Raw genomic sequence first — 24,445 nt, 5'->3', positions numbered from 1 at the left:
CCTATATTTTTATCAACTCCTAATGATGCTGTAAAGTTATAGAATCATTAATGCCAAATTAGAAAAGAGACTTGCTAATAACGGTATAAAAAGTAAAACAAATGAAACTAAATAGAATTTTTAAAATCGGAAGTATAGGGATTAGTTTTTTTCTGGTCTTTCTAGTATCATGCAAAACCGGAAACACGGCTGCTCTTGAAAAAGAACAATTAGTGGACAAAGTCTATCCTTTGCTGGATACCGAAAACTCGCGCTGGTTTTTCTTTTCATCAGCAAGCCGTCCATTTGGAATGATGAATTTAAGTCCAGACTCCGGAATCAATGGCGATTGGGGCGGTGGATACAAATACAATATCGACACCATTAAAGGCTTTAGCCACATTCACGAATGGCAAATGTCGGGGCTTTCTGTGATGCCAGTAACCTTTACTGAAGCGTCCAAGGCAACTATTTTCAAAGATTTCTATTCTAAATTCAGTCATGAAAGAGAAAAAATAACTCCTGGTTACCATTTTCTAAAACTAGACAGGTATCAAATCACCACAGAATTGACCAGTACAAAAAGAATAGGTTTTCACAGATATACTTTTCCAGAAAATGTCCAAAAAGCAATCCTTTTCAATCTAAACACCATTTTGGGGCCTTGCGAAAACACCGATGGGACTTTAGATAAAGACAACAGTAACGAACTTTCTGGAACTTTTGTTATGGGTATTACTCCAAGACGTCCAAAACCATTAAAAGTATTTTTTAAAATTAAATTCAATGCGCCAATAGCATCCGTTGAGCAAGACAAAAGCACTGGAAATTATTTGGTCAATTTAAACAAATCAGAAGTAAAAGTGTTGATGAAAGTCGGTATTTCTTACACTTCAATCGAAAATGCTGTTACTAATATTCAAGAAGAATTGCCCCATTGGGATTTTGATAAAGTAGTCACAGAATCAAAATCCGAATGGAATAATTTGTTGGGTAGAATTAAAGTAGAAGGCGGAACAGCAACTGATCAAAGAAGATTTTATACAGACCTTTGGCACGCTTTGCAAGGACGAAAAATCATTAGCGATGTCAACGGCGCTTATCCAGACAACACGGGAGAAAAATTCAGGATTGGGCAAATACCACTTGATGCAAACGGAAAATCCAAATTCAATCATTACAATTCCGACTCGTTTTGGGGTGCCCAATGGACGATAAACACACTTTGGGGCTTGGTTTATCCAGAAATGATGGAAGAATTTACGCATTCCTTGATGCAGTATTATAAAGACGGCGGCCTGATTCCTCGTGGACCTGCAGGCGGAAATTACACTTATGTAATGACGGGAGCTTCCACTACCCCTTTTATGGTGAGCGCCATTCAAAAAGGATTGGTCAAAGAAGACTTGGAAGCCATTTATGTAGCACTCAAAAAAAATCATATGCTCAATGGTATTATGGGAAAAGCAGGTTACGAACACACTACAAATCTTGGCGGAGGATTGAAATATTATATGGAAAACGGCTTTGTACCCTATCCACTTCCTGACGGGAATTTTGGATTGCATCAGGATGGTGTTAGCCAAACGATGGAATATGCATACCAAGATTGGACTTTAGCACAATTAGCCAAGAAATTGAATCACCAAGAAGATTACAATTATTTTATGGCCAGATCCAAAAACTATCAAAATGGTTTTGACCCAACAACAGGTTGGATGCGTCCCAAAAATGTGGAAGGAAAATGGTTCGAAAACTTTGATCCCTACCAATACGAACACGGATTTATCGAATCGAATAGTGCGCAATCGACCTGGTTTGTGCCACACGATATTGAGGGTTTGGCTGAATTAATGGGTGGAAAAGAAAAAGCAGCAACAAAATTGAACACCCAATTTGAAGTCGCCAAGAAATTAAAATTCACTTCCGGCACTTCACACGAAGCCGAATTGCATCCCGAGTATAGCCGTATTCCAATCAATTTTGGGAATCAACCTTCCATACAAACGAGCTATATTTTCAATTTATTGGGAAGACCGGATTTGACGCAATATTGGACCAGAAATGTGGTAAAAGAAACCTTCAGCGGATTGGCTCCCGACACAGGTTACAACGGCGATGAAGACCAAGGATTAATGGGTAGTTTGAACGTTTTGCTGAAAATCGGCCTGTTTCAAATGAATGGTGGAACAGAAGAAAATCCAACATACCAAATAGGAAGTCCGATATTCAATAAAGTGACCATTCAGTTGAATCCAAAGTATTATAAAGGCAAAAATTTTGTGATTAAAGCCCAAAACAATAGTGACGAAAACATTTACATTCATAAAGTCAACTTCAATAAAAAACCAGTAGAAAAGTTCAGTCTTTCTCACGATGAAATTACCAATGGCGGAGAATTAATTTTAGAAATGTCGAAAACAAAGTCGGAGGCTTTGCGGAACTAGCGAAAACGTTTTAAATCCAAAAATCAGTAACCAGACAAAAATTGAATTATATTTGAATGAACGAATGGAGCATCCAAAAGGAAAATGTTTCCTTTAGTTGGAATATGTAAATTATGAAAAACCATTTTCACATAGTATTATTTTGCTTGTTTGCGTCTTTGTATTCTAATGCACAGAATATAAAATTCGAACATTATAACGACAATAATGGGTTGTCTTACAACTCGGTTCGTCATATTGTTCAAGACAAGAAAGGGTTTTTGTGGTTTGGAACTTATTCGGGTTTGAACCGTTTTGACGGCTATCAGTTTAAAACTTATTTAAGCAGTTCGCCAGGTAAAAATAAATTGAATAACGACGATATTACGGCATTGGAACTTGACGATGCATCCAATAATTTGTGGATAGGAACCCGAAAAGGATTGACTCTTTTTAAAACCGATACCCAAACTTTTACCACTTTTTTACCCCAAAAAAACAATCCAAATAGTTTGCCGGACGAAGAGATTCGGTCGGTTTATGTGGATAAATTCAAAAGAGTTTGGGTAGGTACCAAAACCAAGGGAGTTTATTTGTTTTTTTTAAAAGAAAACCGATTCCAAAAGATTCCAATCAAGGGTTTCGATTACATAAAAGAAATTTTCGAAGATAAAACGGGAAATATTTGGGTGGGCAGTTACGAAACGGGATCTGTTGCAAAAATTAGCTTGAATACCAATGGAGCAATTGCAAAAATGAATACTTATACGCTCTCCATCCCAAATTCTGACGAGAAAAATCCGTACCTCAATTTTATTTATGAAGACGCCAAATCGGACATTTTTGTTGGCACCCGCCAAGGGCTTTATAAACTAGACAAAACGAGAAATACATTCGTAAACCTGTATATAGCAAATGACGAAATTAGAAGCAGTTTAGGCCCTTATTTTTTGTCGGTTGCCCGAGCGCCCGATGGCAAATATTGGGTAGGAACCTTGGGTGGTTTATTGGTTTGCAATCAATTGGAGGACATTGTCACTGGCAATTATAAATGGTATTACTCCATATTATCCGACGATAAATCCATTGTTGACAATCTCGTTTCGGCTTTATATTTTGATGCTTCGGGAGTACTTTGGGTAGGAACCGAAGACGGGTTGGATAAATATGATCCTTACGAAAATCAGTTTATTCTCAACAAAGACATTTCACGTTATATTGGTAGCCAAGCTCCTCGCATTCGGGGTTTTGCCAAAACTTATGACGGAAAAGTGATTGTCGAAACAAAACGCAATGGACTTTTTATTTCCAATGCAGCAGGTTTTGCTCCCTTGTATGACAACAAGAAAGATATGGCCAGCATTTATTCTGAAGATGGAAAGACTTTTTATTGCGGTCTTTGGAATGGCAATGTCTTGGTTTATAATTATCTAAACAACAGTTCCAAAGAAATTAATGTAGGGTTCAAGGGTTCACCCATTTTTGCATTTACAAAAGCTTCTGAAAACTCGATACTGATTGGTTCTTTTGGAGAAAGTGCTGTTATTTTAAACACCAAAACTTTAGAAACGCAAAATACGTTAAGCAAACTATTGCCAGAATTGCGAATAAATGCTGTTGAAAAAGATGGTTTTGACAACTTTTGGTTTGCCACAGAAACAGGAGTGGTAAAATACAATATCAAATCGGGCAACATCAAACGATTTAAATCGCTTAACAAAGAAAATGGAACTCGGCAAGACGACGAAGTTGAAGATATTAGTGATATTATAGTGGATAAATATGGTAAGATTTGGGCCTCTTCCCGTTTTGGATTGTACCTTTATAATCCTTCAAAAAACAATTTCGAAACCATCACCTATCCCAAGGAAATCTCCGGAAAATGGGTTACGGAAATGTTGTCCGACTCCAACGGCGATTTATGGTTAAACATCAACAACAATAGTATTGGAAGACTCAAACCCAATCTAAAAGACATCAAAGTTTATCACGTCAATAGCGGAAATAGATTGGATGTTTTTAGTTCCAGTGGTTTTTTCAGTTTCAATAATTCAACCATTTATTTGGGAGGGAAAAATGGCGTTATTTATTTTTCACCCCATAAAATGAAAAGAAATACCTGGGCGCCATCGCCCATTGTTACCGATTTCAAAATCCAGAACGATGAGGTATTCCCGGGTATGGAAATCAATGGACAAGTTCCGTTTTTGACTGATTTGAATTACGGAAAAAAGGCAGAGCTGAGTTATAAAAACCGTAATTTTTCTTTACAGTTTTCCACTCCCTCTTTCACTAATGAAAAACTCAACAAGTTTCAGTATATGTTAGAGGGTTTTGATAAACATTGGATGAATATAAACAGTAATTTAAGGATTGTTCAATATACAAATCTATATCCGGGCAATTACGTGTTTAAAGTAAAAGCCAGCAATAGCGATGGAAATTGGGGAAAAGAATCGGCTTATCAAATAAAAATTTTGCCGCCTTTTTGGTTAACGCCAACTGCTTTTTTATTGCTGTTTTTGTTTCTGTCCGCTCTTTTTTATTTTATTAGAAAAGAGGTTAAAAACCGCATACAATTGAAACAAGAATTGCTCACCGAAAAAATAAATAGAGAACAAGACGTAAAATTGAACAACGAAAAACTTCGATTTTTCACCAACATCTCACACGAATTAAGAACGCCATTGACGCTTATTTTAGGGCCCGCCAAGCAATTATTGGACGAAAACAAACCCAGTACAACTGATTATGAAAAAAGCAGGTACAATCTTATTTACCAAAATGCGAGTAGGTTGCTGAACTTGGTCAACCAAGTACTCGATTTTAGAAAAGCACAGTCGGGAGAATTAAAACTTAAAGTTTCAGAAACGGATATTTTGGCGTATTCCAAAAATATTTTCGATTCATTCAAGGAAATGGCTTTCAACAAAGGAATTAAACTGAACTTTATTTCCGAAAATGAAACCATCATAGGTTGGGTTGACAATGATAAGTATGACAAAATTCTTTACAATCTGTTGTCCAATGCCTTGAAATTTACCAATAAAAATGGAAATGTAACTTTGTCTATCCAGTTGATTGAAGGAGATGAAGAGTTGTTAAGCATAAAAGTGAGCGATGACGGAATCGGAATTCCACTCAAAAGTCAAGAAAAAATATTCAAACGATTTTATCAAGCCACCAATAGTAAACTCAATAACACGGGATCTGGTATTGGTTTGTCGTTGGTAAAATCGTTGGTAGAACTTCACAAAGGAGTCATAAAAGTAGAAAGTGTTCCCAACAAAGGGAGTGTTTTTATGGTTCAAATCCCGATAGATCGCAGTTTTTATGATGATAAAGAAGTGTTTGAATTTGTGTTGAAAAATGACAATTCCAGTATGCTCGTGCCTGAAAAATCAGCAAAAAAAATCATTCAAAACACGGACTTGAAAGAAAAAATAGTTGTAATCGAGGACAATTTAGAATTAAGAAAATATTTGATTGATTATCTGTCGGAATTTTATAAAGTGTATGATGCCGAAAATGGATTGGAAGGATTGAAAATTTGCCGAAAAATTAAACCCATCTTATGTGTTGCCGACGTGATGATGCCCGTAATGGACGGACTTACATTTTGCAATGAATTAAAAAAAGACGAATTTATTAGCCACATTCCCGTTGTTTTGCTAACGGCACTTTCTGAAAATGAAGATAAGGTAAAAGGCTATGAAACTGGAGCCGACGGCTATTTGGTAAAACCTTTTGAGCCTTCGTTGTTGAAAACCGTCATCGAAAACATTATTAAATCAAGGGCTGAATTAAAACTGAAATTCTCTGGTGAAGTGGACAGCAAAGTCAGTTTGCTTACGCATTCTCCAGTCGATGATGAATTTATTACCAAAGTTACTACACTAATAAATGACAATATCGGTGACATCGATTTGACAACCGAATTTTTATGTGATAAATTGAGAATAAGCTATCCAAAGTTGTACAAAAAAATCAAGGAATTGACCAATTTGGCCCCTAATGAATTCATTAGGACCATTCGTCTAAAAAAATCGGCAGAACTTCTAAAAACAAAAAAATACAACGTTACCGAAGTGACTAATCTGGTCGGTTTTAATGACCCATTGTACTTCAGTAGGTGTTTCAAAAAACAATTTGGTTTTCCGCCAAGCAAGTTGATTAATTAGGCAGAGTTCAAAAATTAGAAGCAAAACAGACTGTCAGAAATGATGGCTTTTTTTAATTCAAATCGTAGCCCCGCCGAGAATCGAACTCGGATCAAAAGTTTAGGAAACTCCCATTCTATCCGTTGAACTACGGGGCTGAAACTATAAAAGAGTATTGTTTCTGAAAGGTCGTGAATACTGAATTAGATTCAATCGCAATTCAATTATCAATATTCATAAACTTCATAACTCCAAGGTTTAATTTTTCTTTCAATTGCGTTCAAAATCACCTCTTTTTCTTCGAAAACATTAAACGCTTTTCCTGTTAATGATGTGTCTTTTATAGATATTGATTGCTCACTTGCTGAAAAATTCAGAATCACAAGTACCTTTTGACTTCCATTTTCTCTGATATAGGCATAAATAGCTTTCTCGTTTCCAATAAATACTTTTTTGAAGGAAGTATTAGCCGAAAGCGCAGCGTTTCTTTTTCTGAGATCCAGTAACGTCTTATAGAATTTTTCTCTTTGAAAGTTTTTAAAAACAATTGGATCTTTTTCAAAAAACTCTAAAGCTCTCAATACGGGTTCTTCTTGTCCGCTGTAAATGAGAGGAACGCTATTCTTCATGGTTTGAGTAAATACCGCAAAAGGTGCGTGGACAACTCCTGGAAAAGTTCCAAAATCGGCGTGATTCCAGCTGTTTTCATCGTGATTGCTGGTGAAATACATTTGAATTGTATGCTCAGGATATCGAGTTTCATTTTCCTTGTTGATGCTGTCCAATGCAAGCGCCGTCTTTTCGCCTTTGGCCACTTTTTCCATCATTTTAAACATATGCCAAGGGTAAACCGCATCGAAACCACTTTTGGCAAGATAAGTGCTGTCTCCTTCGGCAAGCATAAAAACATTCTTCATTTTTTTGAATTGGGGAATAGACTTACTCCAAAAAGCTGCGGGAACATTCCAAGCAACATCACATCTAAAACCGTCAATATTGGTATCTTTAATCCAGAATTTCATTGCGGCAATCATACTGTCTTGCAAAACTGGATTTTTGTAATCCAATTGTCTAGTGTCAGCCCAATCAAAGGCAACTGCCGCTTTGCCGGAATTGTCTTTTACAAAAAAATCGGGATGTTCCGTAATCCAGCGATGGTCGGCACCAGCGTGATTGGGAACCCAATCTATTAAAACTTTCATTCCCCTGTCGTGAATCGCCTTGACAATATTCTTGAAGTCGTCCATTGTTCCAAATTCTGGATTAATGGAGGTATAATCGGAAACGGCATAATAACTTCCCAAGGTTCCTTTTCTGTCCAATTTGCTAATGGGATTGATGGGCATAAACCAAATGGTTTCTACTCCCATTTCCTTTAGACGGTCGAGATGTTTGGTAAAGGCGTTAAAAGTTCCTTCGGGCGTATATTGACGAACATTCACTTCATAAATGTTGCCTTGCATTATCCAGTCTGGATGGCCATTGATTTGGCTTTTATTGGCTTTTGAAAATTTAGAGGTTCGACAACAAACCAAAGAAAAAGTAAATAGAATTAGCAACAAAAAAATATGAATTTTTTTCATGGTGAAATGATTAGGTTTTAAACGGAGTTGCAATAAGTCCTTTTCAATTTTAAACTACTTTGCTTGATTGGTAAGTTAAAATTAAGAAATTTTTTTTAAATGAGAAGTGGAAGAAAGATGAGGTGTTTAATAAAACAAAAAAGCCACTCAATTACTTGAATGGCTTTATGAAGCTCCCCCTCTTGGGCTCGAACCAAGGACCCTCTGATTAACAGTCAGATGCTCTAACCAACTGAGCTAAGGAGGAAACTGTATATTTTTAAATCTATAAGGAACGTTTTCTAATGCTTGCTGATGTTTGTGTCTCATCGTTTAAGCGGTGGCAAAGATAGTGCTAAAATTGATTTCTGCAAGCAAAATTTTAAAAAATTTTAAAAAATTTTACTTCCCTACAATGGCTTTATAAATGTCGTTTCCGTTGGCAAACAACAACAAAGTTATAAGTAGAAAGAAACCAACCATTTGTGCATTTTCTAGAAACTTGTCGCTTGGTTTTTTACCACTAACCATTTCGTATAATAAAAAGATGACATGACCACCATCAAGAGCAGGAATAGGCAATAAATTCATTACTCCAAGCATAATTGATAGTAAAGCCGTAATTGACCAAAACACTTCCCAACTCCAAGAATCTGGAAAAATATTATAAATAGCAGCAAATCCACCAACCCCTTTATAAGCACCAGTGCTTGGATTGAAAATCTTTTTTAATTGACCTCCGTAATCAATTAATTGGTTTTTTCCTTTTTCAATTCCTACTGGAATCGATTCCAAAAAACTATAATTTTCTTGAGTAAATTTATAATAACCTAGTTTTTCAAGGTTGTCTTCTTTCAAAGATCCTGGAAAAATTCCTAATTTGCCTTCTTTGTCCACTTCAACAGTAACAGGAGTTTCTTTTAGGTTTCTTAAAACTACTGCTGCTATTTTTTTTCCTTTATTAGCTTTTAAAATCACAGCTGCTTGGTCAAAATATTTTATAGCAACTCCGTTTAGAGAAACAATAATATCCTTAGGTTTTACTGCTAATGTGTTTTTAGAAGTGTCCGTAAACGTCCCAACAACAAATGGCATTCTTATAGTAATCACACCTTTTTTGTTGGAATCTAAAATTTTACCAATAAAATTGACGGGAAGGTCAATTTCTTTTTCTTCTCCGTTTCTATTAATAACAACTTTTTTAGACATCAAAATATCCATAGAAACCGAAGGAACAAATCGTTCTACTTTCTTACCATCAATCGATACAATTTTGTCTCCCGTTTTGATTCCAGCATTTTCTACCACAGGATTAGTTACCCAAATCCCATCTTTAATAGATTCATTATTGATGTAACTATCGCCATAAGCATAAGCCATTCCGATATAAATAATAAAAGCCAAAATGAAATTAACAGTTACTCCGCCCAACATAATAATCAATCGTTGCCAAGCAGGTTTTGAACGAAATTCCCAAGGTTGAGGCGGCAAAGACATTTGTTCCTTGTCCATACTTTCGTCAATCATTCCCGAAATTTTCACATAACCACCAAGAGGCAACCAACCGATTCCGTATTCGGTTTCGCCAATTTTCTTTTTAAACAAAGAATATTTTACGTCAAAAAATAAATAGAATTTTTCTACTCGGGTTTTAAATAGTTTAGAAGGAATAAAATGTCCTAACTCGTGAAGTATAATCAGTAATGATAAGCTCAATAAAAATTGAGAAAGCTTGATAACTATTTCCATTTCTTGTTTTTAAATTCTGTATTGCGCACAAAAGTAAGGTTTTCTATTATAGTTCCAAAGATTTCCTTTTAGGCAAGACGATAATTATTTGTTAATAAATGCGCTATTCCCTTTTAATCTTCGCTGCTTCTCCCTTAACTTTACTTTTTGAAACTCGATTATTGAGTTGATGTTTCGCTTGTTCTAATTAAAACTCGTTTTATGACATCCAAATTATTTTCTCCCGTTCAAATAAAAAGCCTCACTTTCAAAAATAGAATCACGATTTCACCAATGTGTCAATATTCATCCACAGATGGTTTTGCAACCAATTGGCATCTTGTTCATTTAGGAAGTCGAGCCAGTGGTGGTGCCGCCTTAATCATTCAGGAAGCGACCGCAGTTTGTCCCGAAGGACGAATTTCTCCTGCTGATTTGGGAATCTGGAAAGACGAACAAATCGAAAAAATGAAAACCATCAACCAGTTCATCATTTCACAAAATTCAATTCCAGGAATACAATTGGCACACGCTGGAAGAAAAGCAAGCGTTTCAGAACCTTGGAATGGAAACAAAAAATTAGATTTCGCTCAAGGCGGATGGCAAACCGTTAGCTCAAGCGCCCTACCCTATCACGAAAACGAACCCTTTCTGCCAGTTGCTTTAGACAAAATTGGAATTCAAAAAGTGATTTCCGATTTCAAATCGGCAACCAAAAGAGCCGTTGAAGCGGGTTTTCAAGTTCTTGAAATTCATGGAGCACACGGTTACTTACTACATCAATTTTTGTCGCCTTTAACGAATAATAGAACGGACGAATACGGCGGAAGTTTCGAAAACAGGATTCGATTTACACTTGAAATTCTCGAAGCGGTACAATCAGAATGGCCAGAAAATTTGCCTTTGTTTGTTAGAATATCAGCTACAGATTGGGCTGAAGGAGGTTGGGATATTGAGGAATCCGTACAACTTTCGAAAATATTAAAAGAGAAAGGCGTAGATTTAATAGACGTTTCTTCGGGCGGATTGGTATCTCATCAACAAATTGCAATTGGACCCGGTTATCAAGTTTCATTTGCAGAAAAAATCAAGAAAGAAACAGAAATTTTGACAAGTGCAGTAGGTTTAATCACTACCTCTTCTCAAGCAGAAGCAATTGTTTCTGATGGAAAAGCCGATTTGGTTATGTTTGCTAGAGAATCTTTGAGAAACCCTAATTTGGCTTTGGATTTTGCCAAAGAACTCGGTGTTGAAGTATCCTGGCCAAAACAATATGAAAGAGCAAAAAAATAAACACGAATAATTCTTAAATTACCTTATATGTCTTATATGGTAAGACTTTGAAACCTATAAGGCATATAAGTTCAATGCTAAAATAGTTAGATTTTAAAATAAACAAAATGCAAAAAATAAAAACAGCGCTACTGTCTTACGGAATGTCGGGAAAAGTTTTTCACGCTCCTTTTTTAGAACTTCATCCCGGATTTGAACTTCTTGGTTCTTGGGAAAGAAGTAAAAAACTAATTCAAGAAGATTATCCCGAAGTTAAAAGTTATCCTAGTTTAGAATCTATTTTGGAAGACAAATCGATTGATTTGGTTGTGGTGAACACTCCTATCGACACTCATTTTGAATACACCAAAAAAGTATTACTCGCCGGAAAACACGCCATTGTCGAAAAAGCATTTACCGCAACATTAGCCGAAGCACAGGAATTGGCAGCTTTGGCCGGAGAAAAAGGTTTAAAATTGTCTGTTTTCCAAAATCGAAGATGGGACAGCGAGCTCAAAACCGTCAAGAAAGTTCTAGACGCTAATTTGTTGGGCGAAATCGTCGAAGCCGAGTTTCATTTTGACCGCTACAACCCCGTTTTGAGTCCAAAAGTACACAAGGAAACCGTCAATTCTGGTTCTGGAATTTTGAAAGATTTAGGCCCTCACATTATTGACCAAGCCTTGTATTTGTTTGGTTTGCCCAATGCCGTTTTTGCCGATATTCGAATCACGAGAGAACATTCGTTAGTCGATGATTATTTAGATATTTTACTGTATTATTCAGATGTGAGAGTGCGATTGAAAGCCGGATTTTTTGTGAGAGAACCCAACCCTTCCTATGTGGTTCACGGCAAGAAAGGTTCTTTTTTGAAATCGCGTGGCGATGTGCAGGAAGACGAGTTGAAACTAGGTAAAAAACCTAATTTAACCACTTGGGGAACCGAAAAAGAAGGCCAAGAAGGTCTTTTGCACACCGAAATAGATGGTAAAATTATCAAAGAAAAAGTGCCAACACTTCAGGGTAATTATTACGACTTTTTTGATGGAGTTTATCAAGCGATTGCCAATGAAAAATTGGAACCAGTAACCGCCCAAGACGGCGTGAATGTGATGCGAATTATTGATGCAGCGGTTCAAAGTAACTCTCAAAAGAAAGCCATCAACTTATAAACAATAACGTTGTAATGTTCTGTTTGAAAGGAAAATGCCTATTAGAAACAGATTGATTTTGTATTTTTGCAGATTCAATTCTAAAAAAGAAACGATTTGCAGTATTTTAATTTTATTGGAGCTTACAAAGCAAAAGGGAAATACAAAAAAACCTATCGTGATGCCAAACAATCGTATTTGAATCGAATTCGTTGGGGTGTTTCTATGTTCTATTTTGGAATGGGTTTGTGTTTTTCGAGTTGGGCAAGCCGAATTCCAACCATCAAAGCTGCTTTAAATTTAAGCGATGGCGAGTTGGGTACGATTCTATTTGCCTTACCAATTGGACAATTGACAATGATGTTTTTTTCGGGTAAACTTGTTACCCGTTTTGGTAGTGAACGTACACTTCCTTTCGCCATTTTGATGTATGCTTTTAGTTTAACCAATATCGGTTTGGCACAAAATGCTTGGCAATTGGCACTCGGATTGGTTTCTTTTGGAATCTTTGGCAATTTGACCAATATTTCAGTAAATACACAAGGCGTTTATACGGAAGGAATTTTCAGAAGAACTATTATGTCCTCTTTTCATGGAATGTGGAGTTTAGCAGGATTTACAGGAGCCTTAGTCGGATTGGGAATGTTGGCACTAAAAATTACAACTTATATGCATTTTGTTATTGTAGCTTTTGTAGTAGTAGTATTGGTAGCCATCAATTTCAAATATTTGATAAAAGCCAAAGAAAAAGTTCGACCTGCCAAGAAAAAAATATTTAGCAAACCCGATAAGTCATTGATTTTGTTGGGTGTAATTGGTTTTTGTAGTATGGCAAGTGAAGGAATTATGTTTGACTGGAGTGGCGTTTATTTCAAAGATATCGTCAAAGCTCCAGGTTCATTAATTGTTGTGGGTTATACCTCTTTTATGATAATGATGGCGGGTGGACGGTTTTTTGGAGGTTATTTAATCGATAAATTTGGACGAAAAACTGTGATGCAAATTAGCGGTGTAATGATTTCCTCAGGCTTATACATTGCGGTATTTCTTCCGTATATTATTCCGTGTACTCTTGCTTTTATGATTGTTGGTTTGGGAGTTTCGACCGTTATTCCAACACTTTATAGTATTGCGGGAAAACATCCAACCATCCCAACTGGCGAAGCTTTGACAGCTGTTTCCAGTGTGAGTTTCTTAGGTTTTTTGATGGGACCTCCTGTTATTGGTCATATTTCAGAACAATTTGGTTTGCAATTTTCATTCGCTTTTATTGGTATGTTCGGCATTTTGATTGCCTTTTTGGTCAAAAGAGTGAAAGCAATGGAGTAAATTTCTCTTTGTTTATGGTTTAAAAGGAATTTTTAGAAATTAAATTCTAAAATTATTTCCTTTGAACAATATGTTTATTCTTTTCCGAAATTGGCATAGGGTAATAGTATTTTTTTAAACTATCTATAAGTTTTTTTGTAAAAAGTTCAGCGCCTGTTTTATTTAAATGAGATGCATTATAAAAATATTTTTTTTGATACGATAAAGGGTCATTTGAATAATTATAAAAAGGGATGTCATATTTTTTGCTGTATTTTTCATAAAGCGATATTATTACACCTCTGTTTTTTACAAATTTTTGTCCCTCAATATATTCTGGAGAATAAACGAATAATAGCTTAATTTTTTTAGATTTACATTCATTTAAAAAATGTTCAAATAAGACTATTGATGATGAGTCTAATTCTCTCTCATAATTTTTCATTGTTTTTTTCGCTTTATCAAAATCTAAATTCCATTGTCTATCTTGTCCTTGATAACCTTTTATTCTTTCAACTTCATTATTTGTTTTTTTTACTAAAAAAGCGGTTTGGATAGCATTTTGTCTGCCGAAATATCTGATTAAAGGAATTTCATAATCAATAGATTTAAATCCGTTATAGCTTATTGTGGCATTTCTTATTTTATCATTCCAAAGCATATAAGGCAAAAATTGATCAGAATTATATAAATCTTTCACTTTTTGTAAGGTGAAAACATCCAAAGAAAAAATTATAATTTGTGGGTTAGTGTTATTTTCCAATAATAGAGAATGTCTCAAATATTGCAACCAAAAATTATGTCCATCAATACCTAAATTATATGTTGATACATTTAGAGCATCACCTATCATTTTAGGATTAATATGTACCCAAGCTCTTGAACTACCATATATTACAATTTTTGAATTTATTTGTCCATCAATAATCGCATTCCACGTTGAGTATTCTTTTACAGCAAAAGAATTTGATTTTTTTAAATTTGTCGATATATAATTATCTGCATAAAAAGAAATTAAAACAATAGGCAATAAAAAGAGTAAAATTTGTTTTATAAATTTTTTCATAGTCTAAAATTGAAAATAAATAAATTGTTGTTCTTTACCTCCATAATAGAAAAGACCCAAAATTATCACATAGTAAATTATCCATCGTATAAATTTGGGAAATTTCAATTCCAAATTTGCAATCGCATGTTGATTTTCTCGACCTAACCATTCAATGACTATAAATATAAGAATTAGCAGAATTTTTGGTTTCATTGAATCATCTCCATCAAATTCTGGATATATTAAAAAATTTGTTGAAAATATTTTAGTAATGGTAATCCAAGCCTGTGTTAGATTATTGGACCTAAAGAAAATCCAAGCAAATACTGTCAATCCAAAAGTAAACCCCATTGAAAACAACTCTTTTAATGAAGGCAAAACCTTTCCTTTAGCCACAATGTCTAGGTTATTCCTATTGGTTTTGAATATAATTGAAGGCATAATATAGAGTGCATTTAAGAAACCCCAAAATATAAATGTCCAGTTTGCTCCGTGCCAAAAACCACTTACCAAGAAGATTATCAATATATTCCTGATTTTCATCCAAGTCCCACCTTTGCTCCCTCCTAAAGGGAAATACAGATAATCTCTAAACCAAGATGACAAAGAAATATGCCATCGTCTCCAAAACTCAGCAATGTCTCTAGAGAAATAAGGAAAAGCAAAGTTTCGTAATAAATCTATTCCAAATAGTCTAGCCGTGCCTATGGCAATATCTGAATATCCAGAGAAATCACCATAAATCTGGAAAGCAAAAAAGATTGCTCCCAACATAAGTGTACTTCCTGAATAGTCCCCTGAATTATTGAAAATTGTATTTGCAAATTGTGCACAGTTATCTGCAATGACAATTTTTTTAAATAATCCCCACAAAATTTGTCGTAGACCATCAACTGCATTTATATAATTAAATTCTCTCTTTTTCTTAATTTGTGGAAGAAGATGGGTGGCTCGTTCAATAGGACCAGCTACTAACAATGGAAAAAAACTAACAAAAACCGAATAGTCAATAAAATCCTTTTCTGCTTTAATTCTGTCTTTGTAAATGTCTATCACATAAGATAAACCGTGAAAAGTATAAAATGAAATACCTACTGGGAGAATTACTTTCAAAGTCCAAGGATTTACTTGTAGACCTAAATTTGAAATTGCTTCTGCAAAAGATTCTACAAAAAAATTGTAGTATTTAAAAAATCCTAAAAAACCAAGATTAATAGATATGCTGAGCCAAAACCAAAAATTTTTTACTTTTTGGTTTTTAGAATCTGAAATTTTAATACCAGCACAGTAGTCAAGCACAGTAGAAAAAACCAATAAAAATAAAAATCGCCAATCCCAGCATGCATAAAAGAAATAGCTTGAAACTAAAAGCAAGATATTTTGATATTTTAAACTTTTGTTTGTTACAAACCAATAGAGTATAAAAACAATTGGTAAAAAAATCGCAAAGTTTATGGAGTTAAAAAGCATTTTTTTATGTCTATTTTGTTTGATTTAATAACCTTGGCTAGTTTTCAGTATAAGATTTAAAAATTCAAAAAAACTAAAAAACTTTACCTTACAAACATACTTACAAATTTTTGTATTTTAACAGATAATAAATTTTATAAATCCTTATTCCAATAAGTCCCTCGTAAATCATTAAATTTGTGGCTTATTAAAAGTTATGTTAGAAAAAGAAATAATAAATTTTGAAAAAACGGCCATTGTTGGTATCGTTACCCAAAACCAAAGCGAAGATAAACTCAACGAATATCTGGACGAATTGGAGTTTTTGACTTTTACGGCCGGCGGTGAAGTGGTGAAACGTTTTTGGCAAAAAATGGACAAACCCAATCCAAAAACATTTTTGGGAACCGGAAAAATAGACGAAATCAATCTTTTTGTAAAAGAAAATGGCATTTCGACACTTATTTTTGATGATGAATTAACACCTTCACAGCAAAAAAATATTTCCAAAATCATAGATTGCAAAATCCTCGACAGAACTAATCTTATCCTAGATATTTTTGCTCAAAGAGCCGAAACTTCTTATGCTAGAACCCAAGTAGAATTGGCACAATGTATTTATTTATTGCCAAGATTATCTGGTTTGTGGACGCACTTAGAACGTCAAAAAGGGGGAATCGGGATGCGTGGACCGGGAGAAACAGAGATTGAAACCGACCGTCGTATCGTTCGTGATCGAATTTCGTTGTTGAAAGAAAAAATAAAAGCCATTGACAAACAAATGGGAACCCAAAGAAGCAATCGTGGTGCTATGGTTCGAGTAGCTTTAGTAGGTTATACCAATGTTGGAAAATCGACCCTGATGAATGCTGTTGGGAAAAGCGATGTTTTTGTAGAGAACAAATTGTTTGCCACCTTGGACACCACCGTCCGAAAAGTGGTGATTAAGAATTTACCTTTCCTGCTTTCAGACACCGTTGGGTTTATTCGAAAACTGCCTACACAGTTAGTAGATTCTTTCAAAAGTACACTGGATGAAGTTCGCGAAGCCGATTTATTATTGCATGTTGTTGATATTTCGCATCCTGATTTTGAGGATCATATAGAGTCTGTCAACCAAACTTTGGCCGACATCAAGGCGAAAGATAAACCCGTGCTGATGGTTTTCAACAAGATTGATGCCTACAAACATTTGACCATTGACAAAGATGATTTGATGACTGAAAAAACGCCAAGACATTATACGCTTGAGGAATGGAAAACCACTTGGATGCACCGTGTAGGCGAAGAAAACGCTTTGTTTATTTCGGCTGCCAATAAGGAAAATTTTGAGGAATTCCGAGAACGAGTTTATGAAGCCGTGAGACAAATTCACATCACACGTTTTCCTTACAACAAGTTTTTGTATCCTGATTACAAAGATGCTACTGAGAAAGAAGAATAAAAAAATGCCTTTTGATTTAATTTTCAAAAGGCATTTTTTTCATAAAATCAAAAAAATATCATTCCCTTTTCCGCAAAATCTCCTACTTTAAGGTAATGATTTTTGGTTTTTAACCAAGGTTATAATTAATTTTTAGTCAATCATTGACAGAAAAACACTTTCGTAAAGTCGGAGACTTTGCGGAACCGAACAAGGTTTTACAACTCTCCAACCTCATTAATTTGGTCTAAAATATTCGTTTGATTGGGTGAAATATAATTTTTTACTTCAATCACATTTTCCTTTCTAAACAGTAAATCTAAAGCGTTGTATAATTTTAATAATACATCTCTATCTTCTTTCTGCATCTCGACCGCAGTATTAAAATCAAATACATAATTATTAGAATTACGAACTTCTACTTTAATCGTTTTAGGCGTGATTTTAAATTTAACTACATCCATAAATTTATTCTATTAATTTACTCCAATGCTCCTCAAAGTCTCCGACTTTGAGGTAGTGATTCTCGGTTTTTAACCGACCTCATATTTAATTTTTATGTCAGTCACAGACTGACGAACACATTCACAAAGTTGGAAACTTTGCGAAGCTAAAAATTATTCCCCGCCCAGCATCTCCATCAATTCCAGACATCTTCTTGTGGTTTTGGCATTATCAAAAGTCAGTAATAATCTTAAACCAGCAGGTGTTTGTTTTTCTTTCATTACACAAATATTGCTGTTTTTTTGCACAAACTGAATCACTTTATGAAAACGGTTCGAAGTATAATAATCCGATTGTTGGTCGGACACAAAATACCCAATCATCTTTCCTTTTTTCATTACGAGTTTTTCGATTCCTACTTTCGATGCAATCCATTTAATGCGGATGCTGTTCATTAAAGCCAGCGCTCTTGGTGGCATTGGTCCAAAACGGTCAATGAGTTTATTTTGGAAAACAACCAACTCTTCTTCGTTTTTCACATCGCCTAATTCGTTGTACAAACTCAAACGCTCCGTAACATTATTGATGTATTCATCCGAAAACAACAACTCAAAATCCGTGTCAATTTGCAGGTCTTTTACATATTCTTTTTCGACGCCGCTATCTTCGTTTTCATACAATTCCTTGAATTCATTTTCCTTCAATTCTTCGATGGCTTCGTTCATAATTTTTTGGTAGGTGTCAAAGCCAATTTCGTTGATGAAACCACTTTGTTCGCCTCCCAATAAATCTCCCGCACCACGAATTTCCAAATCCTTCATCGCAATATTGAAACCGCTTCCCAGTTCCGAGAATTGTTCCAAGGCTTGAATTCGTTTTCGGGCATCATCCGTCATCGCCGAATACGGCGGACAAATGAAATAACAAAAGGCTTTTTTGTTGCTACGCCCTACCCGACCACGCATTTGATGTAAATCGGACAAGCCAAAATTATTGGCATTATTAATGAAAATCGTATTAGCATTTGGAACGTCCAATCCGCTTTCGATAATGGTGGTTGCAACCAAAACATCGAATTCTCCGTTCATAAAAGCCAACATCAATTCCTCTAATTTGGCTCCGTCCATTTGACCGTGACCAATTCCCACTCGCGCATCGGGAACCAAACGCTGAATCATTCCGGCCACTTCCTTGATGTTTTCGATTCGATTATTGATAAAGAAAACCTGTCCGTTACGCTGAATTTCATACGAAATCGCATCCCGAATCAACTCTTCGCTAAAACCAACCACATTCGTTTCAATGGGATAACGATTGGGCGGAGGCGTTGTAATTACGGACAAATCTCGCGCCGCCATCAACGAAAACTGCAAAGTCCTCGGAATTGGCGTTGCCGTCAAGGTCAACGTATCCACATTGGCTGCGATGGTTTTGAGTTTGTCTTTTACGTTGACTCCAAATTTTTGTTCCTCGTCCACAATCAGCAATCCGAGGTCTTTGAAAACCACATTCTTGTTGACCAATTGATGCGTTCCAATAACTATATCCAATTTACCTTCAGCCAATTGTTTGAGGGTTTCGGCCTTTTGTTTGGCAGTTCTAAAACGGTTCAAATAACCAACAGAAACGGGCATTTCCTTCAACCTTTCGATAAAAGTCCTATAATGTTGGTAAGCCAAAATCGTCGTAGGAACCAAAACCGCGACTTGTTTCGAATTATCCACAGCTTTGAAAGCGGCACGAATAGCAACCTCTGTTTTTCCGAAACCTACGTCGCCACAAACCAATCGATCCATTGGTCGGTCGCTTTCCATATCGGCTTTGACTTCGGCGGTTGATTTGGTTTGGTCCGGAGTGTCTTCGTAAATGAAGGAACTTTCCAATTCGTTTTGCAAATAACTGTCGGGTGCAAAACGGAATCCTTTTTCCAATTTTCTTTTGGCGTACAATTGAATCAAATTGAAAGCTATATGTTTGACTCTCGCCTTGGTTTTCTGCTTTAGAATCTTCCAAGCATTCGAACCTAATTTGTAAATTTTGGGTGGCGTCCCATCCTTTCCGTTGTATTTCGAAATTTTGTACAGAGAGTGAATACTTACATACACAATATCATTATCCGCATAAACCAGTTTTATGGCTTCCTGGGTTTTGCCTTCTACTTGAATTTTTTGCAAACCACCAAATCGTCCAATTCCGTGATCGATATGGGTTACATAATCGCCAACGGACAAAGTCGTGAGTTCTTTTAAAGTAATATTTTGCTTCTTCGAAACATTGCTTTTGATGCTGAATTTATGATACCGCTCAAAAATTTGGTGATCGGTATAACAAGCCAATTGATTTTCTTCGTCGATAAATCCTTGATAAATAGGCAAAACAATCGTGTTGTATTGCTTTCTGATGTTCTCGGAGTTTTCTTCATCCAAAGTTTCGAAAATATCGTGAAAACGTTTGGCTTGGGCATCATTGGAACAAAACAAATAATTTTTGTAGCCGTTGAAATGGTTGTCGTTCAAGTTATTCAGCAACAAATCAAATTGTTTGTTGAACGATGGCTGCGGTTTGATATAAAAATCGAATGCTTTCTTGGTTTTATAAATGGGCTTCGAACTCAATTCAACAACCGAAAAATCCAAACTTTTCTTGATGAATTCTGCCTGATTCAGAAACAATTGATTTGGTGCCACGTGATTTACGGTAGCGTTCAGATTTTCGAAAATCTCGGTAGCTTTAGCAAAAAGCTTATCCAATTTAGAGAAAAGAGAATCTGTGTCTTGGATAAATAGAACCGTTTGATTATTAATGTATTCCAGGAAACTTTCACGGTTTTCCTGAAAAAACTTGTTCTCCACATTGGGAATAATCGTGATTTTCTTTTGCTTTTCGATTGAAAGCTGAGTTTCCACGTCAAAGCTTCGAATGCTATCGACTTCGTTGCCAAAAAATTCTATTCGATACGGATTGTCATTCGAAAAAGAAAACACGTCCACAATTCCCCCACGAACGGAAAATTCGCCGGGTTCTGTAATAAAATCAACCCTTTTGAATTCATATTCAAACAACACTTCGTTGATGAAATCAATGGAAATCTGGTCGCCGACGGCCACTTTCAAAGTATTTTTATCCAGTTCTTTTCTAGTGACGACTTTCTCGAAAAGCGCTTCGGGATAAGTGACAATAATAGCTGGTTTTTTGCGAGAATTGATGCGGTTCAAGACTTCGGCACGCAATAAAACATTGGCATTATCGGTGTCTTCAATTTGGTACGGACGACGATAGGAACCTGGATAAAAAAGTACGTCTTCTTCACCAATCATCTGTTCTAAATCGTTCAGATAATAAGCGGCTTCTTCTTTGTCATTCAGGATCAATAAAAACGGCTTTTCTGCTTTTTTAAAAAGCGATTGCACCACAAACGAAAGTGACGAACCCAGCAATCCATTGAGCTGAATTTTAGTGTTGGCTTGTTGCAAACTATCGACAATTTGCTTGACTTTTGGCGAATTGTCGTAAATTGAATATAGATTTTTTTTACTCAACTCGAGGCGTATTTGGGTCAAACTGTGGTGAATTTGGAATGGCTCTTGCGGTGTCCTTAATCATTTGCAATAATTCAGACTCTCCTTCTTCGAGCGGAATTTTGCTTTTTTGGGAAATTTTATCCATTTGGTTTTGCAAAGCCAATAATTGAGTGTTGATTTCAGGAATTAAAGCAATCACTTTTTGTTCGGGAATGTCGGTCAAATGGATGTATAAATCTAGCATTCGCACCTTGGTAATTAAGATGGCAATGCGACTTTTCATCTGGGGATTGTTATATTCTACAGGAGTAAAATCATTCAATGCCATTACTTTCTTAGAAAGTTCAGCTGCTTTTTTCTGGAAAGCACCAATAGTTTTCTTCGGCTTTTGGTCTAATTCTTCCAAAAACGAACGCCATTCTTTCCAAGTATTGGTGTTAATTTGGGCAGTAGTATTAATAGGCTTAGCATTAAAAACCCAAGCTTTTTCGATAATCGAAAAAATTAATTCTTTCTTTTTGATGTCTTTTAGGGATTCTACTTGACGTTTTTCGTCCTCATTTTTACAAGAAAATAAGGCAAAAATGAATAAAAAGAGAACTATATACTTTAATTTCATTAGATACAATTTGAGTCGCAAAGTTACGAAGTAAATTTACAAATATGCATTCGAACATTTACAATAACAATCTAATATCTTTGATTCCTGTTTCTTGCATTTACAGAATATAAATTAAGAAATTATACAAGATTAATAAGGCTAATTTTCAGAAAATCATGCTTTTTATTAGAAATTTTGATGTTCAATAAAACAGTATATTTGTATAAGAAAAACCAACCAGATGAATCCTAAAATACTGATTATAGGTGCTTGCGGGCAAATAGGAACCGAGTTAACACATCGACTTCGGGAATTATATGGAATTGAAAATGTGGTCGCATCAGATATTCGAAAATTGAATAATGATATTGTGAACTCTGGAATTTTTGAAGTGATAAATGCACTTGATTTTAATCAAATTGAGCATTTGGTTGAGGTGCATCACATTACTGATATTTATTTGATGGCAGCATTATTATCGGCAACAGCCGAAAAAAACCCTGCTTTTGCTTGGGATTTGAATATGAATTCATTGTTTCATGTTTTGAATTTGGCCAAAGCCAAAAAAATAAAAAAAGTATTCTGGCCATCGAGTATTGCTGTTTTTGGACCAACGACGCCAAGAGAAAACACACCACAATACACCATTATGGAACCTTCGACCGTTTACGGAATTAGCAAACAATCTGGCGAAAGATGGTGCGAATATTATCATACTCATTTTGGAGTTGATGTTCGAAGTGTGCGTTATCCGGGTTTAATCAGTTGGTCAACTCCTCCTGGTGGCGGAACCACAGATTATGCGGTGGATATTTATCACAAAGCTTTGAGTGATGGAAAATATGAGTGTTTTTTGTCTTCAGAAACCAAAATGCCCATGATGTATATGGACGATGCTATTGACGCCACCATCAGAATTATGCAAGCTCCAGCCGAAAATATTAAAATTCGTTCTTCTTATAATTTGTCGGCCATGAGTTTTACTCCAACCGAAATTGCGGCTGAAATAAAAAAACATATTCCTGATTTTACCATTTCGTATGAGCCTGATTTTCGTCAAATAATTGCTGATAGTTGGCCAGCTAGTATTGATGATTCTCGAGCTAGAGCAGACTGGAACTGGCATCACGAATTTGATTTAGAAAGTATGACCGTCGATATGTTAGAACATTTAAAGCAGATTGATTATCACTAAAAAATAACTTCCTTGATTTTTCTGCGGATGGTAGCTTTATAATCTTTGGGATAGGTTCTTTCTCCCATAAAAACTTCGGTCATTGCATTGGCCAAAAGCTGACCGTATTTTTTAAGAAAAAGGTTGCGTAAGGCTCTTTTTTCGTAGAAAAATTTAGATAAAACAACCCCAGTTCGAATCTCTGGCAAAATGCTGTTTTCCAATTTTTCGTGATACAATTTCGATGCTAAAACCCCGTCTAGTTTACTTTCAATAATGGATTGTGCTGCCAAAACGCCGCTTAAAATAGCATTCGAAATTCCTTCGGCAACGATTGGATCAGCAAATCCAGCAGCATCGCCAATTAAAAACACATTCTTTTGAACAAAAGTATCGGTTCTAGGAGAAACAGGAATTACAAATCCGTGAGCTTCTTCATTTATAATTTCGGTGATACCAAGGGTTTTTAGATAGTCGGCATAGTATTTTTTTAAATCTATTTTCTGCTTGGTTTTAACAAAAACACCAACTCCAATGGATAAATGATTTTTTTTAGGAAAACACCAGCCGTAGCCCAATGGAATAACATCAACATCGAAACGAACATTTTTTGATAATCGTTCAAAATCGGCAACAGGAACTTCTACTTCATATTCTAAAGCGGGAATAATATTTCGGGTTTCTTGCCATCCTGCTATTTTGGCAACAGGACTTAAGGCTCCGTCTCCAGCGATGATGAATTTTGCCTGTACATCGCCTTCACTCGTATGAATGGTTTGAATTTCGCCAAACGAAATGGCTAAAACTTTATGGTTTTGAAGAAGAGTAACGCCGTTTTCTTTTGCTTTTTCGACTATCAAATGGTCAAAAGCATCGCGCATAATCATACTTACAATTGGCTGGTCTCTGTTGGTGGTAAATTTTAAATTTGTATTGGCAAAATAAGTATCTACTTCAAAGAATTCTTTTTCTACTACCGAAGAAATATCAAAAGGCATATTTTTTCTGCCACGAAAGACCAATCCACCACCGCAAGTTTTATATCTGGGTAAAATTTCCTTTTCAATTATCACGGTCGAAAGACCACTTTTGGCTAATTCGAACGCTGCCGAAGCTCCAGAAGGACCACTCCCAATTATGGCTACATCAAATGATTTCATACGTTTTTTTTTCAAAACTAAAGGAATAGTTGTGAAAAA

The 24,445-nt window shown here is 35.6% G+C and carries 15 protein-coding genes and 2 tRNA genes; 7 read left to right on the top strand and 10 right to left on the bottom strand.

All coding sequences use genetic code 11. The features are described from left to right. Positions 1-101: 101 nt before the first annotated feature. Both C3L50_RS09255 and C3L50_RS09250 read left to right on the top strand, forming a co-directional pair. On the top strand, positions 102-2,426 hold the full coding sequence (locus C3L50_RS09255) for a GH92 family glycosyl hydrolase (protein WP_103805889.1): 2,325 nt from the start codon (positions 102-104) through the stop codon (positions 2,424-2,426). Between the two features lie 113 nt (positions 2,427-2,539). After that, positions 2,540-6,586 (top strand): hybrid sensor histidine kinase/response regulator, encoded by a 4,047-nt coding sequence (locus C3L50_RS09250; RefSeq protein ID WP_103805888.1) that lies wholly within the window; start codon positions 2,540-2,542, stop codon positions 6,584-6,586. Positions 6,587-6,651: 65 nt separating this feature from the next. On the opposite strand, the gene C3L50_RS09245 is transcribed toward C3L50_RS09250, so the two are convergent. The 4 genes from C3L50_RS09245 to rseP all read right to left on the bottom strand — a co-directional run bounded on the left by C3L50_RS09245 (position 6,652) and on the right by rseP (position 9,876). Beyond that, a tRNA-Arg gene (locus tag C3L50_RS09245) sits at positions 6,652-6,723 on the bottom strand. Positions 6,724-6,792: 69 nt separating this feature from the next. Further along, on the bottom strand, positions 6,793-8,148 hold the full coding sequence (locus C3L50_RS09240) for an alpha-amylase family glycosyl hydrolase (protein ID WP_103805887.1): 1,356 nt from the start codon (positions 8,146-8,148) through the stop codon (positions 6,793-6,795). A gap of 173 nt (positions 8,149-8,321) precedes the next feature. Further along, positions 8,322-8,395, bottom strand: a tRNA-Asn gene (locus C3L50_RS09235). A gap of 134 nt (positions 8,396-8,529) precedes the next feature. Then, a complete protein-coding gene (gene rseP, locus C3L50_RS09230; RefSeq protein ID WP_103805886.1) occupies positions 8,530-9,876 on the bottom strand; it encodes an RIP metalloprotease RseP in 1,347 nt (448 codons plus the stop codon). Positions 9,877-10,077: 201 nt separating this feature from the next. Between rseP and C3L50_RS09225 the strand changes: the two genes are divergently transcribed. The 3 genes from C3L50_RS09225 (at position 10,078) to C3L50_RS09215 (ending at position 13,607) form a co-directional block, all read left to right on the top strand. Next, positions 10,078-11,148: an NADH:flavin oxidoreductase/NADH oxidase gene (locus tag C3L50_RS09225; protein WP_103805885.1), complete on the top strand. Its 1,071-nt coding sequence runs from the start codon at positions 10,078-10,080 to the stop codon at positions 11,146-11,148. Between the two features lie 107 nt (positions 11,149-11,255). Then, on the top strand, positions 11,256-12,299 hold the full coding sequence (locus C3L50_RS09220; RefSeq protein WP_103805884.1) for a Gfo/Idh/MocA family oxidoreductase: 1,044 nt from the start codon (positions 11,256-11,258) through the stop codon (positions 12,297-12,299). A 96-nt stretch (positions 12,300-12,395) separates the two neighbouring features. Then, positions 12,396-13,607: an MFS transporter gene (locus tag C3L50_RS09215; RefSeq protein WP_207764314.1), complete on the top strand. Its 1,212-nt coding sequence runs from the start codon at positions 12,396-12,398 to the stop codon at positions 13,605-13,607. A 52-nt stretch (positions 13,608-13,659) separates the two neighbouring features. Here C3L50_RS09215 and C3L50_RS09210 read toward each other — a convergent pair whose 3' ends face one another. Both C3L50_RS09210 and C3L50_RS09205 read right to left on the bottom strand, forming a co-directional pair. Further along, a complete protein-coding gene (locus C3L50_RS09210; protein WP_103805883.1) occupies positions 13,660-14,652 on the bottom strand; it encodes a hypothetical protein in 993 nt (330 codons plus the stop codon). 3 nt (positions 14,653-14,655) lie between these two features. Beyond that, positions 14,656-16,104 (bottom strand): MBOAT family O-acyltransferase, encoded by a 1,449-nt coding sequence (locus C3L50_RS09205; protein WP_103805882.1) that lies wholly within the window; start codon positions 16,102-16,104, stop codon positions 14,656-14,658. 196 nt (positions 16,105-16,300) lie between these two features. On the opposite strand from C3L50_RS09205, the gene hflX reads away from it, so the two are divergent. After that, complete coding sequence (gene hflX, locus C3L50_RS09200) at positions 16,301-17,527, top strand: GTPase HflX (protein ID WP_103805881.1); 1,227 nt, start codon at positions 16,301-16,303, stop codon at positions 17,525-17,527. A 197-nt stretch (positions 17,528-17,724) separates the two neighbouring features. Here hflX and C3L50_RS09195 read toward each other — a convergent pair whose 3' ends face one another. The 3 genes from C3L50_RS09195 to C3L50_RS09185 all read right to left on the bottom strand — a co-directional run bounded on the left by C3L50_RS09195 (position 17,725) and on the right by C3L50_RS09185 (position 22,090). Continuing rightward, positions 17,725-17,970 (bottom strand): hypothetical protein, encoded by a 246-nt coding sequence (locus tag C3L50_RS09195; RefSeq protein WP_103805880.1) that lies wholly within the window; start codon positions 17,968-17,970, stop codon positions 17,725-17,727. Positions 17,971-18,123: 153 nt separating this feature from the next. Further along, positions 18,124-21,489: a transcription-repair coupling factor gene (gene mfd / locus C3L50_RS09190; protein ID WP_103805879.1), complete on the bottom strand. Its 3,366-nt coding sequence runs from the start codon at positions 21,487-21,489 to the stop codon at positions 18,124-18,126. Further along, entirely contained in the window at positions 21,482-22,090 is a 609-nt protein-coding gene (locus C3L50_RS09185; protein ID WP_103805878.1) for a hypothetical protein, read from the bottom strand. Before C3L50_RS09185 ends, mfd begins: the two co-directional genes overlap by 8 nt. Before the next feature lie 223 nt (positions 22,091-22,313). On the opposite strand from C3L50_RS09185, the gene C3L50_RS09180 reads away from it, so the two are divergent. Continuing rightward, positions 22,314-23,267, top strand: a complete 954-nt coding sequence (locus tag C3L50_RS09180) for an L-threonine 3-dehydrogenase (RefSeq protein ID WP_103805877.1) — start codon at positions 22,314-22,316, stop codon at positions 23,265-23,267. Here C3L50_RS09180 and C3L50_RS09175 read toward each other — a convergent pair. After that, entirely contained in the window at positions 23,264-24,406 is a 1,143-nt protein-coding gene (locus C3L50_RS09175; RefSeq protein WP_103805948.1) for a geranylgeranyl reductase family protein, read from the bottom strand. The two genes, C3L50_RS09180 and C3L50_RS09175, sit on opposite strands and share 4 nt — an antisense overlap. Positions 24,407-24,445: the final 39 nt, after the last annotated feature.

It is taken from the genome of Flavobacterium alvei (assembly GCF_002920895.1).
GTDB lineage: Bacteria > Bacteroidota > Bacteroidia > Flavobacteriales > Flavobacteriaceae > Flavobacterium > Flavobacterium alvei.
Note: the sequence above shows the minus strand (reverse complement) of the source record. Positions and strands in the feature narration are given on the sequence as shown.